Raw genomic sequence first — 21,175 nt, forward strand, 5'->3', positions numbered from 1 at the left:
CGAGCGGAAGCGCCGTGAACGGCGCGCCCCGACAACTCGCGGAGGCACCGCGCCTTGCCCGGTTCATCCAGAGGTTGTCGGTGACCGGGTGTCGTGGTAACGCAGACAGCCCTGTCTGCTGTTTCGCAGGCTGCCCAGCCTGCGGGGCGACGAAGGGAACCAGGCGCGTGGAGATCATGAAAGGGCCTCGTTCTTCACCCGCCGGGCCGACGGGCCGTCGGCGATACGGCAGGCTGGGTAGCCTGCGCCACACGACAGACCACTTCGGGATGCACCGCGCCTCTCCGGCGCAACCCGAACTTGGTTTATCTTTTCGAGCCCGTGGGTTAGGCTTGCAGGTCTTCACTCCGAAGCGGGGTGGACTGTTGCATGGCGAAGGACTTCATCAAAATTGGCGGAGCGCGAGAACACAATCTCAAGAACCTCACCCTTTCGATTCCCCGCGACAAGCTGGTGGTTCTGACCGGCTTGAGCGGCTCGGGAAAATCGACTCTGGCTTTTGACACTCTCTTTGCCGAGGGCCAGCGCAAATATGTCGAGTCCCTTTCCGCCTACGCGCGCCAGTTCCTCGATCAACTGAAGAAGCCGGAGGTGGATTACATCGAGGGCTTGTCGCCCTCCATCGCCATCGAACAGCGCGGCGCGGCGGCGAATCCGCGATCCACCATCGCCACCACCACCGAAATCTACGACTACCTTCGCCTGCTGTTTGCCAGCATCGGACAGGCGCATTGTCCGGAAAGCGGACAGCCGATGTTCCAGCAGACGGGTTCGGACATCGTGGACGCGCTGCTCCAACTTCCGCCCCGCACGCGGCTCATGGTGCTGGCGCCGGTGGTGACGGGCCAGAAGGGCGAGTTTCGAGATGTCCTGGAGCGTCTCGCGCGCGAGGGTTTTGTCCGAGCCCGAATCGACGGGGTCGTCACTGAGATCGGGGGGGAGGTTCGGACGCGCCTTGATGCCAAAGCGACGCATACGATCGAGGCGGTGGTGGACCGGCTGGTGATCGATGACAAGATCCGTGTGCGGCTGGCGGATTCCGTGGAACTGGCGTTGCGATGGGGGGAGGGCCGCCTGGGCACGCTGCATCAAACGTCCGGCGTGGACGCGTCGGACACTTGGCACGAGCGTTCGTTTTCAAACCGGGCGGTGAGTCCGGTGACGGGCAAGACGTTTGAAAAGCCTGGCCCCAAACATTTCTCGTTCAATTCGCCCTTCGGCGCGTGTCCGGTGTGTCATGGACTCGGGCAGAAGCTGGTGTTCGAGCCGGACCTCATGGTGCCTGACCCGCACAAGTCGATCGAGCAAGGCGCAATCCTGCCGTGGAGGCGGGGCGGCAAGCGCATGATTGTTTATTACAAGGCCCTGTTGAAGGGGCTTGCCGAACACTACGGCGAGAGTCTCGAAGTTCCTTTCAAGGGACTGACCGAGGCCTTTCGCCATGTGCTCTTGTGGGGCAGTGGCGAGACGGAGATCCGATTTCAGTTCTGGCGTGCAGGCAAGTCGAGCGTGGTGCACAAATCGTTCGAAGGGGTTGTTCCGAATCTGGAGCGGCTCTACGTGGAGAGCGAAAGCGAATTCACGCGCAACCGTCTGAAGGCGTTCATGGCCCCGAGGCCTTGCGACGGGTGTGGAGGCCGCCGATTGCGGCCGGAAATGCTGGCGGTCACGCTGGGATCCGAGCGCGCACCCGAGCGGATCGTGCCCGGCCGCTCGATCATGGATGTTTGCGCCATGACCGTGGAGGAGGCGGCGCGCTTCTTTGCCGGTCTTTCACTCACGGAACTGCAAAGCAAGATCGCCTCGGAACCGCTCCACGAAATCGTGTCCCGTCTGAAATTCCTGCGCGAGGTTGGCCTGGGCTATCTCACCCTGGATCGAGAAAGCGGCACGTTGAGCGGAGGGGAGGCGCAACGGATTCGCCTCGCCACCCAGATCGGGGCCGGCCTGGTGGGGGTCCTCTACATCCTGGATGAACCCAGCATCGGATTGCATCAGCGGGACAATGACCGACTGCTGAAGACCCTGTTTCAACTGCGGGATCTGGGCAACAGCGTCATGGTGGTGGAGCATGACGAGGACACCATCCGGCACGCCGACTATGTGGTGGACCTCGGACCGGGCGCAGGCGTGCGAGGGGGGGAGATTGTCGCGGCGGGAACTCCGACCGAGATCATGGCCACGCGGGCGTCGCTGACGGGACAATACCTCTCCGGCGAACTGATGATTCCCGTGCCGCGCAAACGGGCCGCGCCCAGTGCCGAGAAGGGAACGTTGCGCGTCCGCGGCGCCTCGGAAAACAACCTCAAAAGCATCTCGGTCTCGATTCCCCTGGGGTTGATGACGTGCGTCACAGGCGTGAGCGGCTCCGGGAAGAGCACGCTGGTCGATGACATTGTGAGGAGGGCTTTGTTCCGGCATTTTCACGGCTCGAAGGAGCGTCCGGGGCGTCACGACTCCATCGAGGGGGCGGAGCATTTGGACAAGGTGGTGGTGATCGATCAAACTCCGATTGGGAGGACTCCGCGCAGCAATCCCGCCACCTACACCGGCATGTTCAATCATATCCGGGAGTTGTTTGCGAAGATTCCGGCCGCCAAAGTCCGGGGCTATGAAGCCAGCCGGTTCAGCTTCAACGTCAAGGGCGGGCGCTGCGAAAAATGCCAGGGGGACGGATCGCTGGAGATTGAGATGCATTTTCTGCCGCCGGTCTATGTCACCTGCGAGACTTGCCACGGGCGCCGCTACAACCGCGAGACGCTTGAAATCGCCTACAAGGGCCTGAATATCGCCGATGTGCTCATGCTGACCGTTGATGAAGCCGTCACGTTCTTCCGGGCCGTTCCTCAAATCTACGATCCTTGCTTAACCCTGTCGGAAGTCGGGTTGGGATATCTGGGGCTGGGCCAGTCGGCCACCACCTTGAGCGGCGGCGAGGCGCAACGTGTCAAGCTGGCGGCGGAGTTGAGCCGCAAGGCGACCGGCCGCACGCTGTACATTCTCGACGAACCGACCACCGGGCTGCATTTTCATGACGTGGCCAAATTGCTCGACGTGCTGGGTCGGCTCAAAGCCTCCGGCAACACTTTGCTCGTGATCGAACACAACCTCGACGTCATTAAGACCGCCGACTGGATCATCGACCTGGGTCCCGAAGGGGGCCACCTCGGCGGGGAAGTTGTGGCGCAAGGCACTCCCGAGCAGGTGTCCTCCTGCGAGCGGAGTCATACGGGCCGTTACCTGAAGCGGCTCCTGGAGCGAAACCTTCAACCCGCGCCGGCCGCTGCATGAAACGACTCGCCCCAAGGCCGGAGTTCTCGGGCGTTCCCGCCCTTGCCCATGGAGCTTGGAGGTGGATTCTGCTCGCTCTGGGGCTGGGCGTCCTGTGCGGGCCGGGGCAGGCCCAAGTGCTGCCCGAAGCGGAATTGTTCGATACGGCCGCGAGAGCCTTTCAGGACCGAAACTACGAGTACGCGGAGAAAACGTTTGGCGAATTCACCAAGCATTATCCCATGTCCACGCGCTGGTCCGAGGCCCTCGCTCGCCAGGGCCAGGCCCGGTTCGAATTGAAGCAATACACCGGCGTGGTCGAACTGCTCCAGGGAGGACTGTCCCTGGCCGGGCCAATCGCGGACGAGTACCATTACTGGATCGGGCAGGCGCAACTCTTGCGCGGGAATTTTTCGGAAGCCGCCTCGGCTTTCGCCAAGATTGTCCAGGGATTTCCCGGTTCGAGATGGCGTCTGGACGCGGCGTTTGGCGAATCGGTATCGCATTTTCGGCGCGGCGATCTGCGCAAGGCCGCGGACCTCATCACCACGCCCGGCAACGCGTTCCAACAACTGGCGGGCGGCAAAGCAGCGAGCGGCAGCGACGTCGTGTATCGCGGCTACCTGCTGGCGGCGGAAGCATTTCTGGGCACGTCCCGGGCGGAGTCGGCCCTGGAGGCGCTGTTGCGCATTGAGGCCGCCAAGGTCGTGCCCGAGCTCGCCTGGCAGCGGGAACACGCGGTGTTCCGGGCTCAACTCGCTTTGGCGCGCACCAACCTCGCCCTGCGCGCGGCCACGAACTTGGTGGAGACTTCGAAAAAGATCGCGGAGAAGTCCTACGCCGCCCGGTCCCACGCCGGGTGGGCCGCGCTCCTGGAAGCGACGGGGGATCTGGACGGCGCTTTTCTCGCGTTCACCAATAATCTGGCGCCCGGGCTCGTGGAAGAGCTTCGTCGGGACGCCTTGTTGCGCTTGACGTCGATCAAACGGAAGCAAGACCGCGAGGCGGAAATGGCTCAATACCTTGAATCGTTTCTGGGCCAAGCTCCGGACGACAAGCAGGCGGACCTGGCGAGAGTGCAATGGTCCGATCTCACGCTCGCGATGCACTGGCGATCCACGGAGGGAACGACCCTGCCATCCTCCAATGCCCCGGCGGCGGCCCTGGCAAAGGCGATTCCCTTGCTGGACAAAGTGGTGGCCGGTGGCACGAATGGTCCTTATCACGGCCAAGCCTTTTGGCTGCGAGGATGGTGCCGCTGGGTGCTTTCCGGGACCGGCACGGAAACGAATCTCACCCTGTCGGCGCTCGGAGACTTCGAGCAAGCCGCGAGCCTGCTCCCGGCGGGTGAAAACCAGGCGCTGGCTCGTTTCAAGGCGGGGGATTGCGCGCTGCTCCTGAGGCAGCACGCCCGAGCCGCCGGACATTACGCCGCGGTGGTGCAGGCTTGCGAGGGATCGCCCAAATTGAAGGAAGGGCTGATGCCGCAGGCTCTGTTTCAGCTCGCGGAGTCCTCGATCGGCGCCCGGGACCAGAACACCGCCATCCGCGCCATCGAACGTTTGTTCAGGGATTTTCCGGAGAAGGAATACGGCGGACGCGGCATGCTGCACGTCGGCCAGGCTCTGGCGAGAGAGGGGAAGCCGTCGGAGGGCCGCCGTTTGTTCGAACAGTTGGCGGAGGCCGCCCCGCAATCTCCGCTGATGCCGGAGGTGAAGCTGGCCATCGCTCGAACGCACGTGAAGGAATCGAACTGGAAGGAAGCCGCCGCGCACTACGATCGCTGGCTGGCGGCTTACACGAATCATGCCGCCGCCTCCGCAGTGTCGTTCGACCGGGCTTGGCTGACGGAACGCGCGGGTGACGACGTGAAGGCGGCCGTGTTTTTCGCCGAATTCGTCGAACGCTTCCCGCAGCACCCGGAGGCGCCACGCGCCTCATACTGGCTGGGCAACCACGAGTACAATCTGGGGGAGTTCGTCAAAGCAGAGACGCATTTCCAGAAGGCCGCCGGGGACACCAACGCGCCCTCCACTCTCCGATGGCAGGCGCGCCTGGCGGCGGGGCGGTCGGCGTTCGCGAGGTTGGGATACGACGAGGCCCGTGCGCATTTCGCAGCCATCGTCGATGATCCGAAGGCGAGCCCGGAGGAAGCGGCGGAAGCATTGTTCGCGCTGGGCGACACGTTTCGCGCCCAACCGGCCGCGGAAGCCGGGAAGCCGTTGGAACGGTTCGCGGAAGCCATCAAGGCGTTCAATCGAGTCGCCCAGGCCTTTCCCACCAACGTCCTGGCGCCCGTGGCGTGGGCTAAAATTGGCGATTGCCACGTGCAGCTCGCGTCGCTCGATCCGGCGCGATACGAGCAGGCGGCTCAAGCCTACACCAACGCACTCACTCATCCGCTGGCCGATCTCATGGCGCGCGGAGAAGCCGAATACGGCCTGGGTTTGGTACGCGAGAAAACCGGCCAGCTCGATCTCGCCCTGGAGCATTATTCCAACATTCTCTACGGAAAGAATCTGGGGCCGAACGAAGTTCCCGATCCGGTGACGCTTGAACAAGCGGGCTACGGCGCCGCGAGGGTGGCGGAACTGCAGAGAAAACCCGAGCTCGTCACCGGCATCTATCAGCGCTTGATCAAAGAACTGCCCGAAATCGCGGGCGCGCTCAAAGCCCGCATGGACAAGGCGATGGAACGAATCTCCGGAATTCCCAGAGCCGCGGCGGCCAATTAGTCAGCCCCCCGCGGAAGGGGACTGGGTCAGAGCCCAGGCGACCACGGACGATGCGGACCGCTCAAACGCCTGCGCCCCCGAAGGCCGTTTTCATTTCTGCCAACCAGCGGGGAACCGCCTGGAACGGGTCTTCTCTGGATTCATACTCCAACGCGACGAATCCCTGATAACGCGCGTCACGGAGGATCCTGGCCACGCGAGACAGGTCCGTCCGCTCCGCTTTCCCGCCGCGCGCGCGCAGTTCGCCTTTCAACTGAACATTCACCGCGTAAGGCGCCACCCGGGCGAGGTCGGCGTAGGGATCCGCCGTGTGGAAATTCCCCGTGTCCAGGTTCACACCAACCCAGGGAGATCGCGTGGCACGCACCATTTCGACCAAATCCTTCGCCTCGGCAACGATGCCGCCGTGGTTCTCAACTCCCAGCCAGATTCCCTTCCGGCCCGCGTAATCTCCAGCCTCCTCCAGCGCGGCGATGCAGTTTCGCTTCGCCTCGTCAGCCTTCAAGCCCTGGGGCACGGACCCGGCGAAGACGCGAATATGGGGTGCCCCCAGAATGGCGGCGTAATCCACCCACTGCTTCACCAACCGCATTTCCTCATCGCGCTTCGCACCCGGGCCGTGGGTGAACGTGTTGCCGACGGCGGTGCCGCTGATGACGATGCCCCGCAGAAACGCGTGCGCCTTGACCCGCAACAGGAAAGCGACGTCCACCTCTTTGGGAAAATAATAACTGGTGAGTTCCGCCCCCACACAGCCGTGCGCGGCGCAGAAATCGAGAAACTGGAACAAGTTCAACTGGCCCGCTTGCAGTTGATCACGGAACGAATACGCGGCGAGGCTCAGGAGCAGGCGGGGCGGTCCCTGCCGTTGAAAAGGCTCCACCGCATTCAGGGCTCCGCGCAGGGCCGGCGCCATCGCCACAGCGGACGTCCCCCAAGCCAGTCGATCGAGAAAACGCCGGCGGGAATGGTGGAGACCAATCGATCCGTCAACCGCCGAATCCAACTCGCGGGGACAACCTGTAGGGTGGTTCATGGGGGAAAACTGATGGAACCGCGGGAAAACGTCCAGTGCGCAACGGGCACCGGGAAGTATGCCCGCCGACGAGAACCATCGAACCCGATGCGTCATCCTCCGATGCAGCTCATGGTCCGCTCCGGTTGGACAAAATCCGGTTCGCCGATGTGATGGCGGTCCTCTTTCAACCCGGTAATCCGGGCCAATTCCGCGCCTAACTCAGGGTCCCCGTTGGCGCGCTCACCTCGCAGCCAGGGGCGCAGATCGTGTTCCCCAAGGGAAAAGAGGCAGGTTCGGATCTTGCCATCCGCGGTCAAACGCAGCCGGTTGCAATGCCCGCAGAAAGGTTCGCTCACCGGCGCGATCAACCCGATCTCCCCGCCCGACGCGCCCTGGAGTTGCCAGCGGCGCGCCGTTTCCGCGGGATGCGCGGGAGGAACAGGAATGAGCGTGAGGGCAGCGCTCAATCGGTCCAAGATCTCCCGCGCGGGCACGACCATCTCTTTCAGCCAGGCCCGGCTGGAGTCGAGCGGCATGAACTCGATGAAGCGCATGTGCAATCCTTGGCCGGCGGCGAAGCGTGCCAGGTCCTCCACCTCGTGGTCGTTCATGCCCCGGATGATCACCGCGTTCACCTTGACGGGTGAGTAGCCCTCCGTTTTCGCAACGGCGATGGCATCCAGCACCTCATGCAGTCCGTCCCGCCCGGTCAGTTTCCGAAAGTTGTCGCGATCCAGGGAATCCAGGCTGAAGCTCACCCGGGTCAAACCCGCTTCGCGGAGCGAACGCGCCTGGCTGGCGAAAAGAAAACCGTTCGTCGTCATCGCCAAATCCTCCACTCCGGAAAGCCCCGCCAGCCGCCGAATCAAATCCGGCAAATCACGGCGCAGCAGCGGCTCACCCCCGGTCACACGCAGCTTTTGAATCCCAAGCCGGACGGCACTCCGCGCCACCCGCTCGATCTCCTCGAAAGTCAGCAATTCGGACTTTGGCTTCCATGCCCGGGGAATCGGCCTCAGCGGATGCGGATTCTTCAACGGGTTGTACTTGGAACGATAGAAGTTGGCGGCCTCCTCCGTCTCGGGCAGGCAATAAAGGCAGCGGAAATTACAGCGATCCGTGACGCTGATGCGCAGGTCGCGCATGACCCGCCCGTAGCTGTCTTCGAGCCGCGTGGGCGGAACGGTCATGATCAAGGCCTGGGCGCCGGGGCCGTGGGCGGCACGACCGCGGGAGGATTCGCGGGGGCGGGCACCGGCGCCGACTTCGCGTTGGGCGAACGGATCTCGACGTTGAGATCCGCGCGATTGGTGGACGGGGTCGCAGGTTTGCGGAAGGCGTTGACCATGCGTTCACCCGCTTTCATCTGATGGCCGTAAAGGCCGCGCCGGATCCAATCGAGCCGTTGAGCGATCGCCAGTTCATCCTTCAACTTCCGCACTTGCTCCTTCAACACCGCCAAATCGTTGAACTGCCGCTCGAGCTCCGCCTTCTCCGCGCGCAATCGTTGGAGCTCCTTCAGCAGGAATGATTTTTCACCTTCGGCACCGGCCAGCTTGGTCTCGGTCTCCTTGATCTTGCCCTCGAGATCACCGATCGCGGACTTGAGCTGCTCGGCCTGCTTGTCGAGCGAGCTGTTCTGAGATTCAAGCTCCGCGATGCGGGCGTTGCGGCGCGCCACCTCGTGCTGCGTCAATTCGAGCGATTCCTTGGTCTGGCTCAGGGTGAGACTGAGGGACGCCAATTGATTCGAGATTTGCTGGGATTGAACCGCCAGTTGGCTGTTCTCGGCGGACTTGGATTCGATCTCCTGAACCTTCTTGACCAAGTTGGTTTCCAGAGCGGCGTTCACTTTCTCCTGTTCGGTCAACTTGGCGCTGGTTTTCGAGAGATCATTCGACAGCACGGTCAGGCTGGCCTCGCTCGATTGCAGCACCGAGACCGTTTCCTTCTTTTGCCGGAGCCAAAGCAGCGCCAGCACAACGATGGCCGCCAATTGAGCCAGAATTAATATTTTCAGCTTCATGTTGGATCAAGATGCTAGCCGCGATCGCGTTTGGCAAGCCGGGCGCTTCACCGTCACGCCTGGAATCGCCCCGCCGCGCGGCGGGTCAGGAGTTCGACGGCACGGCGAGGCCCGGGATTCAACCTCGCATCGCCGTCAATCCGGCAGGTCAGGGCTGATCTGAGGGTCCACATCGAAAAACCGAAGCGGCAAAGCGCGCTTCAACTCGCGCCAGATCATCAAGGCCAATTCCCGCGCGTGGTAATCCCCCCACATCGAGCTTTCGCCGTTGGGAACCTTCTGGCCTGGCGCGATGTAGTCCCAGCCGTTGGGACGGTGATACACCGAGTGCAGGATCAACCCCTGATGCCGCGGCGACCTCGAAAGATACGGATCGGAGAACAACGTCCGGGCCACCGTCCATCCCGCTTGGCGATACGTGCGCGACGCGGGGCGACGCCCCCTTCGGTCCAACAATCCGCCCAGCCTTAACAGCCCCTGCGCGGCGATGGCGGCAGCCGAGCTGTCGAAAGGTTCCCAGGGATTGGACGGATTGGACCGCTTCCCCGCGTAAGAACCCATCTTTGAAAGTTGCGGCGCACCATCGTCCCAGACCGGAATGCCATCGGCGCAGGCGAGGTCGAGATAACGACGCGCCGTGGCTTCAGCGCACTCCACGAAAAGCGCTCGGACCGCCTTGGCCGAAGCCTCGGGCAGTCCGGCCAATTCCGCCTCGATTGCTCCATCCGGCAAGGAGTCCAGAAACTCCGCCTGTTCCGCGAAACCCAGGATGGCCCAAGCCAGGCCCCGGGTCCAAGTGCTGAAAGGCGAGTAACCTTGCTGAGTGCTGGGACACCGATAGCGCCCGTCGTTGAGATTGAACAAGCTTTCGTGGGCCGTGCGTCCACGCACGTCGAAAGCATCCCGGCCCTTCCCGAAGTACAAGGCGTAAGTGGCCGTCGTGCGCGCATGTTCAATCATCCGCCTCAGCAGGGAAATCGAGCGGTCGTTCTCGCCCATCAACCGATGCCCAAGCTGGTGCGCCAACGCCAGCGATCGCAAGGACCGCATCGTATCGATGAACAGAGAGTGGGGACCATTGAAGGAGTAAATATAACCCTCGCCATTCGCGATCGTGGTCCAACGCGCGGCTTGAACCGCTCCGGACACCTTCAACGCCATTTCGTAAAACGCCTGTTCATGCTCGCAAAACGGGAGCCTTCCTTCACGCATCAGACGCCGCAAATGGCCGTAAGTGCTGACGTTATTGAATCCGTGATCATGCACGCCAACGTGGGAGACGTGCGGCGCCATCCGTTCGAACGTCCCGCGCCGTCCAATCTCAAGGAAACGCTCGTCTCCGGTCGCGTCGAACTGGATCAAGGCCGAGCCGTATTGAAAGCCCTGCGTCCACTCCGTCCATCCGCGCGTCGTGTAGCGCCCGCGCACCGTGAACACCGGCGTGCCACGCGAAGCATCCCAGCCTTTTTCCAGCGCCAGGATTTTGGCGGCGGACAGCTCGAAAAACGTTTCCAGGGAGGCGCGGAGGACGGAGGGCGTGAGCCGATAATCAATCGCGATGGGCATGACGAACTCTTCGAGAGGATCCCGCCGGATCGCAATCCCGAAATGCGAGAAGAAGGGCCGGGGCGCAGCGTTCACGCCGCTTCAGGGCGTGTCCTCAACGGGGCATGGCACTTTCAACGGGCAAGGGTCATCCCAGGGCGAAGGCATCCACCCAGGGGCGGGACATGGAGCGGGAGGAGATCGCCGCGGCGGATGGGCACGAGCGGAAGCGCCGTGAACGGCGCGCCCCGAAAAGCTGTGGATGCACAGCCGGCGTTCCGGTGCATCCACAGTTTGTCGGTGACCGGGTTGTCTTGGTCACGCCGACAGCCCTGTCTGCTGTTTCGCAGGCTGGGCAGCCTGCGCCACCCAATAGACCACTTCGGGCTGCACCCCCGGCATCGCCGTGTATCCCGATGTTGTTGGTAGGGCGGGCCTGTCCCAGCCCGCCGCCCACGGGATGCAAAACATCATGCTCCGGCGGCGCGCCGGGACGGACGCGCCCTACCTGCATCACCGGCAACATCGGGCTGCACCCCCGGCATTTGGGAAACCTCATTTTCGCGTTCTCTTTTGCCCCCCGATCGCTCATAATGCCTGAATCCATGCCAACCGCCCCGGCCATTCGAATTCGCGATCGAAGAACGCCGAGCCTGACCGGGGCGGGCCGGGTCGTCCTCTTCGTCGTTCTTGCTCTCGCCTCCCTTTCCCTGACCGCTGCCGCACGCTCGAGTTCCGGCCCCGCCTTGCTGCAACAGTATTGCTTCGACTGCCACGCGGATGGCGCCCGCAAAGGCGAGGTCGAGCTGGACGCGTGGCTCAAAGCCTCCCCAAGCGCTGAATCCGCCGCCCACTGGCAAAAGGCCTGGAAAATCACGCGTCACGAGTTCATGCCGCCCGCCGGCCGGGCCCAGCCAAGCCCCGAGGAACGCGAGTCCATCGTCCGCTGGATCGCCTCTGAAAAGCTGGGAGTCGATTTTGAACGGCCCGATCCCGGACGTGTCACGCTGCGTCGTTTGAACCGCCTCGAATACGAGTTCTCCATCCAGGACCTCTTCGGCGCCGACCTCGCGTCCGAGTCGAGTTTCAGCAGCGACGTCTCCAACGCCAGCACCACGCGGCAGCGGTTGCGCGACCGTCTGCCGCCGGATGAAACGGCGCACGGTTTCGATAACATCGGGGATTTCCTGACTCTGCCTCCCGCCCTGCTGGACCGCTATTTCGAGATCGCCGAGGATGTCGTTTCCCGCGTGGTTTCCCTCGACGGTCCGCGCCCGCCCGAGCAAAAATTCCAGCCGGGCGACTTTGCCAAGGCGGCGAGTTCCACCGAAAAAGTCCATGCCCAAACGCTCTCCGTCGAGACGCATCACGCCGGCTCGTACCGCGTTGAAATTCAATTCACCGTCGGAGGCTGGCAGGAGTATGGTGGCGCTTACGATATGGCGGTCCGGATGAGCGAGACGGTGTTGGGCCAGGATCGCATCGACATCGGCGGATACAAGACCCACCGTTACGCCACCAACCTCCATCTATCCGCCGGCCGCCACACCATCCTTTTGTCCACCGAACCCAAGGTTCCGGATTTCAAAGGTGCGCTGAAGGCCCTCGCACTGCGGCCCGCGGCGAGGCTGGTCGGACCGCTCGAGCAACGCCACCTCACCTACCCCGAGCCTCATCAGCGGGTGTTCTTCAAGGGCGAGCCTCCCCGGGAAACACGGAAACGCCGGGCCTACGCGCGAGACATTCTTGAGCGTGCCGCTTCGCGCGCCTTTCGGCGGCCTGTGGAAACCGCCACGCTCGATGGCTTGGTTTCCGTCGCCCTCCAGGAACCTCATTTCGAAAGAGGCATCGCGCATGGCCTCATCGCCATTCTCACGTCACCGCAATTCCTCTTCCGATCCGAGACCCAACCGCGACCCAATGATCCTTCGACCGTGCATGCGCTGGACGACTACGCCCTGGCCTCGCGGCTTTCGTATTTGCTCTGGCTGAGCGTGCCGGATGACGAACTCACTCGCCTGGCCGCTCAGGGACGGCTCCGTCCGCAACTCCGGGCTCAGGTGAAGCGCATGCTGGCGGATGCCAAGGCCGAGCGGTTCTTCGAGGATTTCCCGGGTCAATGGCTGCGCACGCGCAACGTGCTGATGACTCCGGTCTCCATGAGAGCCGGTGCCAAGCTGGACCCCGTCCGTGCCTCCATGAAGCGCGAGACGGAATTGCTCTTCGAGCACATTGCCCGGCGCGATCTCGATCTGATCGAATTGCTCACCGCCCGTTACACGTTTCTCGACAAGCCCCTGGCCGATTACTACGGCATTCCGGGCGTGCCTGAGCAGGGATTCCATCGTGTCGAGCTCGCTCCGGAATCTCGACGGGGCGGCCTGCTGACTCAGGGCAGTTTTCTCGTCTCCAGTTCGAATCCGAATCGAACATCGCCGGTCAAGCGAGGGCTCTTCGTCCTGGAAAACTTGCTGGCGCTCGAACCTCCTCCTCCACCGCCCAACGTGCCTGCGCTCGAGGACGTCAATCTGGGTGATACGTCCAAGATCTCCGGCCGGGAACGGCTGGCGTTGCATCGGGCGGACAAGTCCTGCGCCTCTTGCCACGCCCATTTCGATCCCCTGGGCGTCGCCTTGGAAAATTTCGATGTGCTGGGCCAGTGGCGCGACCGGGATGAGGGCCTCCCGATCGAGGCGCGAGAGAACACCCTCTCGGGCGAAACGTTGACCGGTGTCGCCGATGTGCGCACGTTTCTGACTGGTCAGAAACGCCGCTTCTATCGCGGGGTTTCCGAGAAATTGCTCACCTATGCGCTCGGACGCGGACTCGACCCGGCCGATGCGGTCACGGTGGACCGGCTGGCGGTCGATCTCGACGCCAACGGCGGCACCTTCTCCACGCTGCTGATGGGTGTCGTCGAAAGTCCCGCCTTTCAAATGCGCCGCGGTGACGATGGCGGCACCCGCTCGGCCACGCGCGGTTTTGTCCCGTCTCCACCGCCCCCTGAAAAACGAAGGCCTCCCAAACGATCATGAAAACCCGGTTTCCTCGACGCGCTTTTCTCCACGGCCTCGGCGCCTGTCTGGCCTTGCCGACATTTGAATCCTTGGTCGCGGCGGGCTCCCCGGCTGCCACGCTTGCAACGACACCGGGCGGGATGCCCCTGCGCCTGGGCTTCATCGCATTCGCCAATGGCTCCAACTACGAGCGCTGGGTGCCCAAGGGCGAGGGACGTGGTTACGAAATGAACGAGACGTTCGCTCCGATGAAGGAGTTGAGAGACAAGTTTCAGATCCTCACCCATCTGGCTCATGACACGGCCAACAACTGGGGCGACGGGCCCGGGGATCACGCTCGCGCCGGCGCCTCCTTCCTCACGGGCTGCCACGCTTGGAAAACACTCGGGTCGCGTCTGCACTTGGGGATCTCCGTGGATCAAGTCGCCGCGCGGCAGGTGGGGCATTTAACCCGCATCGATTCGCTTCAACTGGGCGTCGAGGGCACGCGGCTCTACGGCGCTTGTGACACCGGCTATCCCTGCGCTTACCAATACAATATTTCCTGGGCTTCAGAAACACTGCCTCTTTCACCCGAGCCCAATCCGCGAGCGGTTTTCGAGCGGTTGTTTGGCGCCGGGTCGGGCGAAGAGCGCAAAGCGCGGCTTCGCGAAAGGCTCGAACGCCGGAAGAGCATTCTCGATTTCGTGCTCGCCGATGCCCGGCGCCTGCACGGTCGATTGGGCCGCGGCGATCAGGGGAAGCTCGCCGAGTATCTCGAGGGTGTCCGGCGCATCGAAACCCAAATTGAGAAGATCGAACAATTTCCCCTTCCGAATCCGGACCGGGAACAGCCCGCCGGCATCCCCGCACGCCATGAGGAGCACGTGGATTTGATGTACGATCTGATGGCGCTGGCGTTCCAGACCGATTCCACGCGAGTCATCAGTTATTGCGTCGCTCCCGAAGGGAGCAACCGTCCGTTCCTTGAACTTGGCATTGCCGAGGGCTATCATTTCTTGACCCATCACGCCGGAAACCGCGAAAAGATCCTCAAGGTAGCCAAGATCGAACGGTGGTATATGGAGCGGTTTGCCCGATTCCTCCGCACGCTCGACGGGATGAAGGATGCCGACGGTCGATCCGTCCTCGACAATTCGATGATCGTCTACGGCTGCGCCATCGGGGACGGCAACCGCCACAATCACGATGAACTGCCCGTGGTGCTGGCGGGAAGTGGAGGCGGCCAACTGCGTCCCGGCCGCCATGTCGCCACCCGCGAATTCACGCCCATGACCAATCTCTACACCGCCATGCTGGCCCGCGCCCGGGTGCAAGCCGAGCGGGTGGGCGACAGCACCGGCACCCTGGAAGACATCTGAGCCGGGCTCCCAACCTGATTGTCCATGAACCGGATCAGCATGCTATGAATGTTGCCCTACGCGCCTTCCTTGGAGGATCCTCCTTCCTCTGCGCTCTCTCGGCGGTCCAGGCCCTGGAACGTCCAGGAGTCGAATTCAAAATCTATCAATTTCCGCCGGACCAAATTCCGCGCATCGACGGGGACGCGCGCGATTGGGAGATGGTGCCGAAGGAATACCACATCGGCATCGATCAACTTTCCGATACCGTGGGCGGCAAAGGCACGCGATTCGACCGGACCGATCTTGATGTGACCGTGCGGGTCGGCTGGGTCAAAGGACTTTCCCAGCTCTATTTCCTCTACGAGGCCTCGGATGATTTCTGGGATTTTGCCAAGACCGATCTGCACAACGACATCTTCGAGCTGGTCATCGATGGAGACCTTTCCGGCGGGCCCTTCATCAAGCACATGCATCCGGTGCTGAAGGACGATCACGCCAAGGCGCACTTTTCGTTCCACGGCGTGCATGCCCAAAACTACCACATCTTCACGCCCTGGGAGGGCAAGGAATGGACCATGGTTTGGGGCTGTCAGCCGTGGATCAAAGACCTCCCTTACGCCAACGCCGCGCAGAAACACAACCTGCGTCCCGGACAAAGCGGAAAACTGGTGCTCGAGTTTTGGGTCACTCCTTTCGACTACGCCCCAGCCGACGGGCCTGAACGCGCCGTGGTTTCCAAACTGGCGGAAAACGCCATCATCGGCATGTCGTGGTCCATCCTGGATTACGACGACGAAAAGGCGGAGCGGTTCAAGTCCTTCTGGAACCTGTCCCACAAGACGACGATGTACGGCAACGCGTCGGATCTTTGCGCGTTTCGCCTCATGCCGCTGGAGGCGCGGTGGAGAAAACCCATCGACGCTCAATGGCAGTTCCAAGTCATGGACGCTTCGAAAAGGAAGGTGGCCTTCCTCGATGAATCCACCGGGAACATCACCGGATGGAAATGGGACTTCGGCGACGGGAAGACTTCGACGGATCGCCATCCGATCCACGTGTATGAGAAAGGCGGGGAGTTTACCGTGACCCTCTGGGTGGAAGGGCCTGAAGGCAATTCGCGCCGGGCCAAAGTCTGGGATTTGTTCCTGGAGTAAAAAAAGGCGGCCCTTTCGGGCCGCCTGGTAACGGAGATTCGAGGCGGTATGTAAAGAATTCGGTCAGGCTTGTTTTGCCTGGGAATTCGCAGCATCGATGTGAACCGCTTTGTAACCACCAATCGCTTTGAAATAAAGCATGATGCCAAGGTAGATCGCGGCCATGATGGCGGGAATGACTGAATCGGCCACGAGTGTGCGACGATCGCCCGAGATACTGGCGTCATGAACCTTCTTTTCGTCAGGGGATAGACGCTCCGAGGCTTTCGAAACGTCCCCTCCGCTCTTCTCGATCGCCTCGCGTTCTTTGGCAAGTTTCGTGGTGATCTCACCGAACTTCTTGCCATCCAGACCATAAATCTCATCAAAGGTTAGAAACTTGCTGGGGGTCTCCGCCTTGTAGGTATTGAAAACTGCGGCATCCGCCTTCTTCAAGTCCTCGCCCGTGAAACGATCTTTGGCATAACCCAGGCCTGGCGACCCAATCATGCCCGCCGAAAGCATCCCGATGCCGCCCATGATACTGATAGCGACGGCACCTGTGCGTGGGAATCGATCCGAAGCCACCGCCAGCATCGTCGGCCAGAAAAACGTCTTGCCCACGGCATAAATACTAAGCGCCAACAAAGCGACCCCGAACGAGGTCATTCTGCTGGCCAGATTAAGCCCAACACAAGCCAGCACGGCGCAGACAAGGAGCAGTCCAATGGGCGATAATCCAAGACGCTTCTCGATGAAGTCGGCACAGAAGCGCAAGCTGAACATGATCGCCGAGGTCCACATAAACAAGTACTTGCCTTGCTCCGAAGTAAACAAGTTCCCCGTGATATTCTGAATCCAACCGTCGGTCCCAAGCTCCACGGCACCCACCAATGCGTGGGTAATGAACAACACGAACAACAGCATGGAGCCGAAGGAGAATCTCGTGATGATCGCGACGACGATCAACATCGCCCCGGAGAGGCCGTAGGCCACACCGGCCGGCAGCTTGAGCGCGTTCTGGCAGAAAAGCGTGAGCAGGTAACACACGATCAACGTGCCGATGAGTCCCACATCCTTAAACATCTCGCCCATGCTCAACCCCTTTTCCGAGGCTTCAGATTTGGGCATATGCTGGCCCAGGAACATGATGCCGTAAATCAAAGTGGGGATCAGATAGAGCGAGAGCTGCAGCTGCCAACTCAATTTCATCTTGTCGTCAAGCACCCAACCCAGGGCGCTGCCGATGACCAAACCCGCCGGCCAGCTGGCGTGGAGAATATTGAGATAATGGGTTCGTTTGTTTGGAAACAGAGTGGCTACCAAAGGATTGGCAACAGCTTCCAGAGTGCCGTTCGCATAGGCGAAAAGGAACATACCCCAGTAAAGTGCGTTGTAGGCGCCGGGACCCGATGCGGTGAAAGTGACCACCGCAGACAGGACATGGAGCGCGAAGGCGAGAATCACCAGCTTGCCGTATCCAAGTTTGTCGCAAATCACACCGCCGACGATGATCCCGAAACAGAACCCGGAAAAACCAGCGCCGTTGATGGCCCCCAACTGGGTCGCGTTAAAACCATACTCACTTCCCCAATTGTCGATAATGCCGCCACGAATAGCAAAACCGACGCCGGCGGCGAGAATCGCCATGAATCCTGCCCATAGCAGCCGCATCGCGTTGGGTGAGGCGACATTCTGATTCGAGTTGCTCATAAACTTTATGGTGTTGAGACGAGTGCCCCTTGAGGGGTGGGTTGGTTCGGATTTCGCGGATTAAATGGTAAACGCGGGCAGCTTCACGATCGCTCCGCCTTTCAAGGCCGATTGATGGGCGCACAGCCCGACACAGGTCCAGTTGGCGGACTGCTTCGCATTCGGGAACGGATCGCGGCCCTCGGCCAGAGCCATGGCAAACTCATGGGCCAGGTGCGGGTGGCTTCCGCCGTGACCGCTGCCCTGGGTAAAACTCAAGTGGGTCTTCTTCTTCGAGTCGTACACTCCCTGGGTCGTGTATTTCGCGATGCCCTTCGGAAGGCGCTTGGCGAAATCAGGGCACTTCACCGGGCTCGGAATCTTGGGCTCCGGCCGCTTGGCGGTATGGAGCACGAGCGGCTCGTGTTCGACGAGGGGCCATTCCACGGACTTTTTCGAACCGTAAACGTCAATGCTTTCTCGGTATTGCCTCGCGGTGTCGAACAAGGACCGGATGATCCGGGCGCTCACGTCCGAACCTCGGAATTTAATGTGCGCGGTCTCGATCGCGAAAGGAGAGCCGTATTCCTTGGCCAGTTCCTTGCGAATGGTTCCCGAACCGAAACAGCTCACGCATTCGGCGGGCTGCCCGATCAGGCCGGCCACCGGACCCACGCAATGGGTCGCGTACCACATGGGAGGCAGCCCCGGCCAGTAACTCGGCCATCCGTCCATGTCCTGCTGATGGCTGGCTTGCACGAACTGCAGTTTTCCCAGATCGCCCTGGTCGAGCAGTTCCTTCATGAAGAGGTACTCGCGGCTGTAGACCACGGTTTCCATCATCATGTATTTCAAACCCGTGCTCGCCGCCAGTGCCGTGATCTTCCGGCAATCCTCGATGTTGGTGGCCATCGGCACGGTGCATGCCACGTGCTTGCCCGCTTTCAACGCCGCGATGGACATCCAGGCATGATCCGGAATCGGGGAGTTGATATGCACCGCGTCCACCGAGGGGTCCTTCAGCAACGCTTTAAAATCGTCGAAACGCCGCTCGACGCCAAAATAATCACCGACCGCGTCGAGCTTCTCCCGATTGCGCTGGCAGATGGCATAGCAATCGGTGTGGGGGTGCTTCTGCCAAATGGGGATGAACTCCACACCAAAGCCTAGACCGACGATGGCGATGTTAAATCGTTGTTGGCTCATGAATGTAAAACGTCGTTGCCCGGCCCCCATCGGATCAAGGCACGGCAATCCCGGTTTGGGGGAGGCGGCGCGGCAATGCGCGAATGACAAACGGTCCCCCCCGGGACTGTCAACGGAAAAGTGCCTTGCCGTGAACCCGAAGGTGCATCCAGAGGCTGTCGGTGACCGGGTTGTTGTGGTAACGCAGGCTGCCCAGCCTGCGGGGCGACGAAGAGAACCAGGCGCGTGGAGAGCAGGGAAGGGCCTCCTTCTTCACCCGCCGGGCGGACGGACCGTCGGCGATACGGCAGGCTGGGCAGCCTGCGGCACATGACAGAACGGCTTCGGGATGCACGGTGAACACGACGGTGCATCCAGAGGCCAATCCCGATACGTGTTCATCCAAAATCAGCGGTCTAAAACTTCCGGATCCGGGGAGGAGGGAGGCGCGCCGCTCCTGGCGGAGGCGCCGCGGGATCTGCTAAACTTGAAGAGGCGCTTGCCTTCAACGCGCTGGAGTTTCAATCTTCGCCCCTTCGTATGGAAAACATCGCCATCATCGGCACCGGCTGCGCGGGGTTGACGGCCGCGCTTTACACAGCTCGGGCAAACTTGAATCCAGTTGTGTATGCCGGCCTGATGCCAGGTGGCTTGCTGACGACCACCAGCATCGTGGAGAATTTTCCAGGCTTTCCCGAGGGCATCGACGGCTTCGAGCTGATGAGCCGGATGCAACGCCAGGCTGAACGGTTCGGCGCCCGCATCCAGTACGGCACCGTCGAAGCGGTGGAATTGGGACGCCAACCTTTCGTCCTGACCGTCGATGGCGAGCGGGTCGAAGCGAAGTCGCTCATCATTGCCAGCGGCGCCGGTCATCGTCATCTGGGATTGGAGAGCGAACGTCTGCTCGAGAAGAAGGGCGTGACCTATTGCGCGACGTGTGATGGCGCCCTCCCGATGTTCCGCCATCAACCGCTCGTGGTGGTGGGTGGAGGCGATTCCGCCTGCGAGGAAGCGACATACCTGACGCGTTTCGCCTCCGTCGTTTACTTGGTTCACCGGCGCGACTCCCTGCGCGCATCGCGGATCATGGCCGAACGGACGCTGGCCCATCCCAAGATCAAACCGGTGTGGGATTCGGTGGTTGCGGACGTTCTGGACGTGGCAAAAGATCAGGTTACCGGAGTGCGGCTGAAGCATTTGAAGTCCGGGGCGGAATCGACGCTGGACTGCGCCGGCGTGTTTGTGGCCATCGGGCATGTGCCGAACACGGAGATTTTCAAGGGCCAGTTGGAACTGGACGAGAACGGCTACGTCAAGATGCGGGAAGGCTCGCGCACCAGCGTCGAGGGCGTTTTCGTGGCCGGAGACTGCGCGGATCACGTTTACCGCCAGGCCATCACGGCGGCCGGCATGGGTTGCGCGGCCGCGATCGACGCGGAACGGTATCTGGCCGCCCTGGCGTGAGTTTCACTTTCGGACTTTCGTTGCCCCACCGCCCATGGCTGCCAAGAAACAAATCGAACGTCTCGCGGCGATCGAACGGATCACGGGCGAAACTTCCATCCGGATTCGATTGAATCTGGACGGCAAGGGTCGTTCAACCATCTCCACACGCATCCCGTTTTTCGATCACATGCTGACGCTGTTTGCAAAGCATGCCACGATCGATCTGCAACTGGAGTGCCGCGGGGACATCGAGGTGGATGCTCACCACACGGTGGAGGATTGTGGCATCGCCCTGGGGCAGGCCTTTCTTCAGGCGTTGGGCGACAAGAAGGGAGTACGGCGTTACGGGGCGGGTTTCGATCCGCGAAACCCTTTTACCGGCGAGTCTTATGTGCCGATGGACGAGTGCCTGGCCAGGGCGGTGGTGGACTTTTGCGGTCGACCGACCCTGATCTGGCGGGGTCTGGACGCTTACCGCATGAAGCGGCTGACGAGGGCGGAAAGGACCCAGGATATGTCTTCCGCGTTTCGCTTCGGGCTGGCCAAGGAGTTTTTCCAGGGATTTGCCAATGAAGGCCGGTGCGCCGTGCATCTGGAGCTCTTGTATGGTGATGAACCGCACCATGTTGTAGAAGCTTTATTCAAAGCCCTCGCGAGAGCGGTCGATTTCGCCTGCCAGCGCGACCCGAGGATTGACGGGATGATTCCCAGCACCAAAGGCAGGTTATGAATGGGGGGTGAATACCCCCGGTCCTCGTCCCG

The 21,175-nt window shown here is 61.7% G+C and carries 13 protein-coding genes; 7 read left to right on the forward strand and 6 right to left on the reverse strand.

What is annotated here, in order from left to right; all coding sequences use genetic code 11:
* Positions 1-369: 369 nt before the first annotated feature.
* Together uvrA and FJ404_06415 are read left to right on the forward strand one after the other, a co-directional pair.
* Positions 370-3,291: an excinuclease ABC subunit UvrA gene (uvrA, locus tag FJ404_06410; protein ID MBM3822503.1), complete on the forward strand. Its 2,922-nt coding sequence runs from the start codon at positions 370-372 to the stop codon at positions 3,289-3,291.
* Positions 3,288-6,005, forward strand: a complete 2,718-nt coding sequence (locus FJ404_06415; GenBank protein MBM3822504.1) for a tetratricopeptide repeat protein — start codon at positions 3,288-3,290, stop codon at positions 6,003-6,005. Before uvrA ends, FJ404_06415 begins: the two co-directional genes overlap by 4 nt.
* 61 nt (positions 6,006-6,066) lie before the next feature.
* On the opposite strand, the gene FJ404_06420 is transcribed toward FJ404_06415, so the two are convergent.
* The 4 genes from FJ404_06420 to FJ404_06435 form a co-directional block, all read right to left on the reverse strand.
* A complete protein-coding gene (locus FJ404_06420; GenBank protein MBM3822505.1) occupies positions 6,067-7,137 on the reverse strand; it encodes a sugar phosphate isomerase/epimerase in 1,071 nt (356 codons plus the stop codon).
* Complete coding sequence (moaA, locus tag FJ404_06425) at positions 7,134-8,213, reverse strand: GTP 3',8-cyclase MoaA (GenBank protein MBM3822506.1); 1,080 nt, start codon at positions 8,211-8,213, stop codon at positions 7,134-7,136. Before moaA ends, FJ404_06420 begins: the two co-directional genes overlap by 4 nt.
* Before the next feature lie 2 nt (positions 8,214-8,215).
* A complete protein-coding gene (locus FJ404_06430) occupies positions 8,216-9,049 on the reverse strand; it encodes a hypothetical protein (protein MBM3822507.1) in 834 nt (277 codons plus the stop codon).
* A 135-nt stretch (positions 9,050-9,184) separates the two neighbouring features.
* Positions 9,185-10,615, reverse strand: coding sequence for a glycosyl hydrolase (locus FJ404_06435; GenBank protein ID MBM3822508.1), 1,431 nt, complete (start codon positions 10,613-10,615; stop codon positions 9,185-9,187).
* Between the two features lie 104 nt (positions 10,616-10,719).
* Here FJ404_06435 and FJ404_06440 point away from each other — a divergent pair, with 104 nt between their 5' ends.
* Genes FJ404_06440 through FJ404_06450 form a run of 3 tightly spaced genes read left to right on the forward strand, consistent with a single transcriptional unit; the run spans position 10,720 to position 16,108 of the window.
* Positions 10,720-13,629 carry a DUF1592 domain-containing protein gene (locus tag FJ404_06440; GenBank protein ID MBM3822509.1) on the forward strand — a complete coding sequence of 970 codons (2,910 nt, stop codon included), beginning with the start codon at positions 10,720-10,722 and terminating at the stop codon, positions 13,627-13,629.
* A complete protein-coding gene (locus FJ404_06445; GenBank protein ID MBM3822510.1) occupies positions 13,626-14,972 on the forward strand; it encodes a DUF1552 domain-containing protein in 1,347 nt (448 codons plus the stop codon). Before FJ404_06440 ends, FJ404_06445 begins: the two co-directional genes overlap by 4 nt.
* Before the next feature lie 44 nt (positions 14,973-15,016).
* Complete coding sequence (locus FJ404_06450; protein MBM3822511.1) at positions 15,017-16,108, forward strand: PKD domain-containing protein; 1,092 nt, start codon at positions 15,017-15,019, stop codon at positions 16,106-16,108.
* Between the two features lie 63 nt (positions 16,109-16,171).
* Here the strand turns inward: FJ404_06450 and FJ404_06455 are convergent, their stop codons facing one another.
* Both FJ404_06455 and FJ404_06460 read right to left on the reverse strand, forming a co-directional pair.
* Positions 16,172-17,800, reverse strand: a complete 1,629-nt coding sequence (locus tag FJ404_06455) for an MFS transporter (protein ID MBM3822512.1) — start codon at positions 17,798-17,800, stop codon at positions 16,172-16,174.
* Positions 17,801-17,860: 60 nt separating this feature from the next.
* Positions 17,861-18,985: a Gfo/Idh/MocA family oxidoreductase gene (locus FJ404_06460; GenBank protein ID MBM3822513.1), complete on the reverse strand. Its 1,125-nt coding sequence runs from the start codon at positions 18,983-18,985 to the stop codon at positions 17,861-17,863.
* A gap of 519 nt (positions 18,986-19,504) precedes the next feature.
* On the opposite strand from FJ404_06460, the gene trxB reads away from it, so the two are divergent.
* Both trxB and FJ404_06470 read left to right on the forward strand, forming a co-directional pair.
* The gene (gene trxB / locus FJ404_06465) at positions 19,505-20,431 is read left to right on the forward strand and encodes a thioredoxin-disulfide reductase (protein MBM3822514.1); all 927 of its coding nucleotides are present in this window, start codon (positions 19,505-19,507) and stop codon (positions 20,429-20,431) included.
* A 34-nt stretch (positions 20,432-20,465) separates the two neighbouring features.
* A complete protein-coding gene (locus FJ404_06470; protein ID MBM3822515.1) occupies positions 20,466-21,143 on the forward strand; it encodes an imidazoleglycerol-phosphate dehydratase in 678 nt (225 codons plus the stop codon).
* The last annotated feature ends 32 nt before the right edge of the window (positions 21,144-21,175 follow it).

This window comes from Verrucomicrobiota bacterium (assembly GCA_016871495.1).
In the GTDB taxonomy this organism is placed as follows: Bacteria; Verrucomicrobiota; Verrucomicrobiia; order Limisphaerales; family VHDF01; genus VHDF01.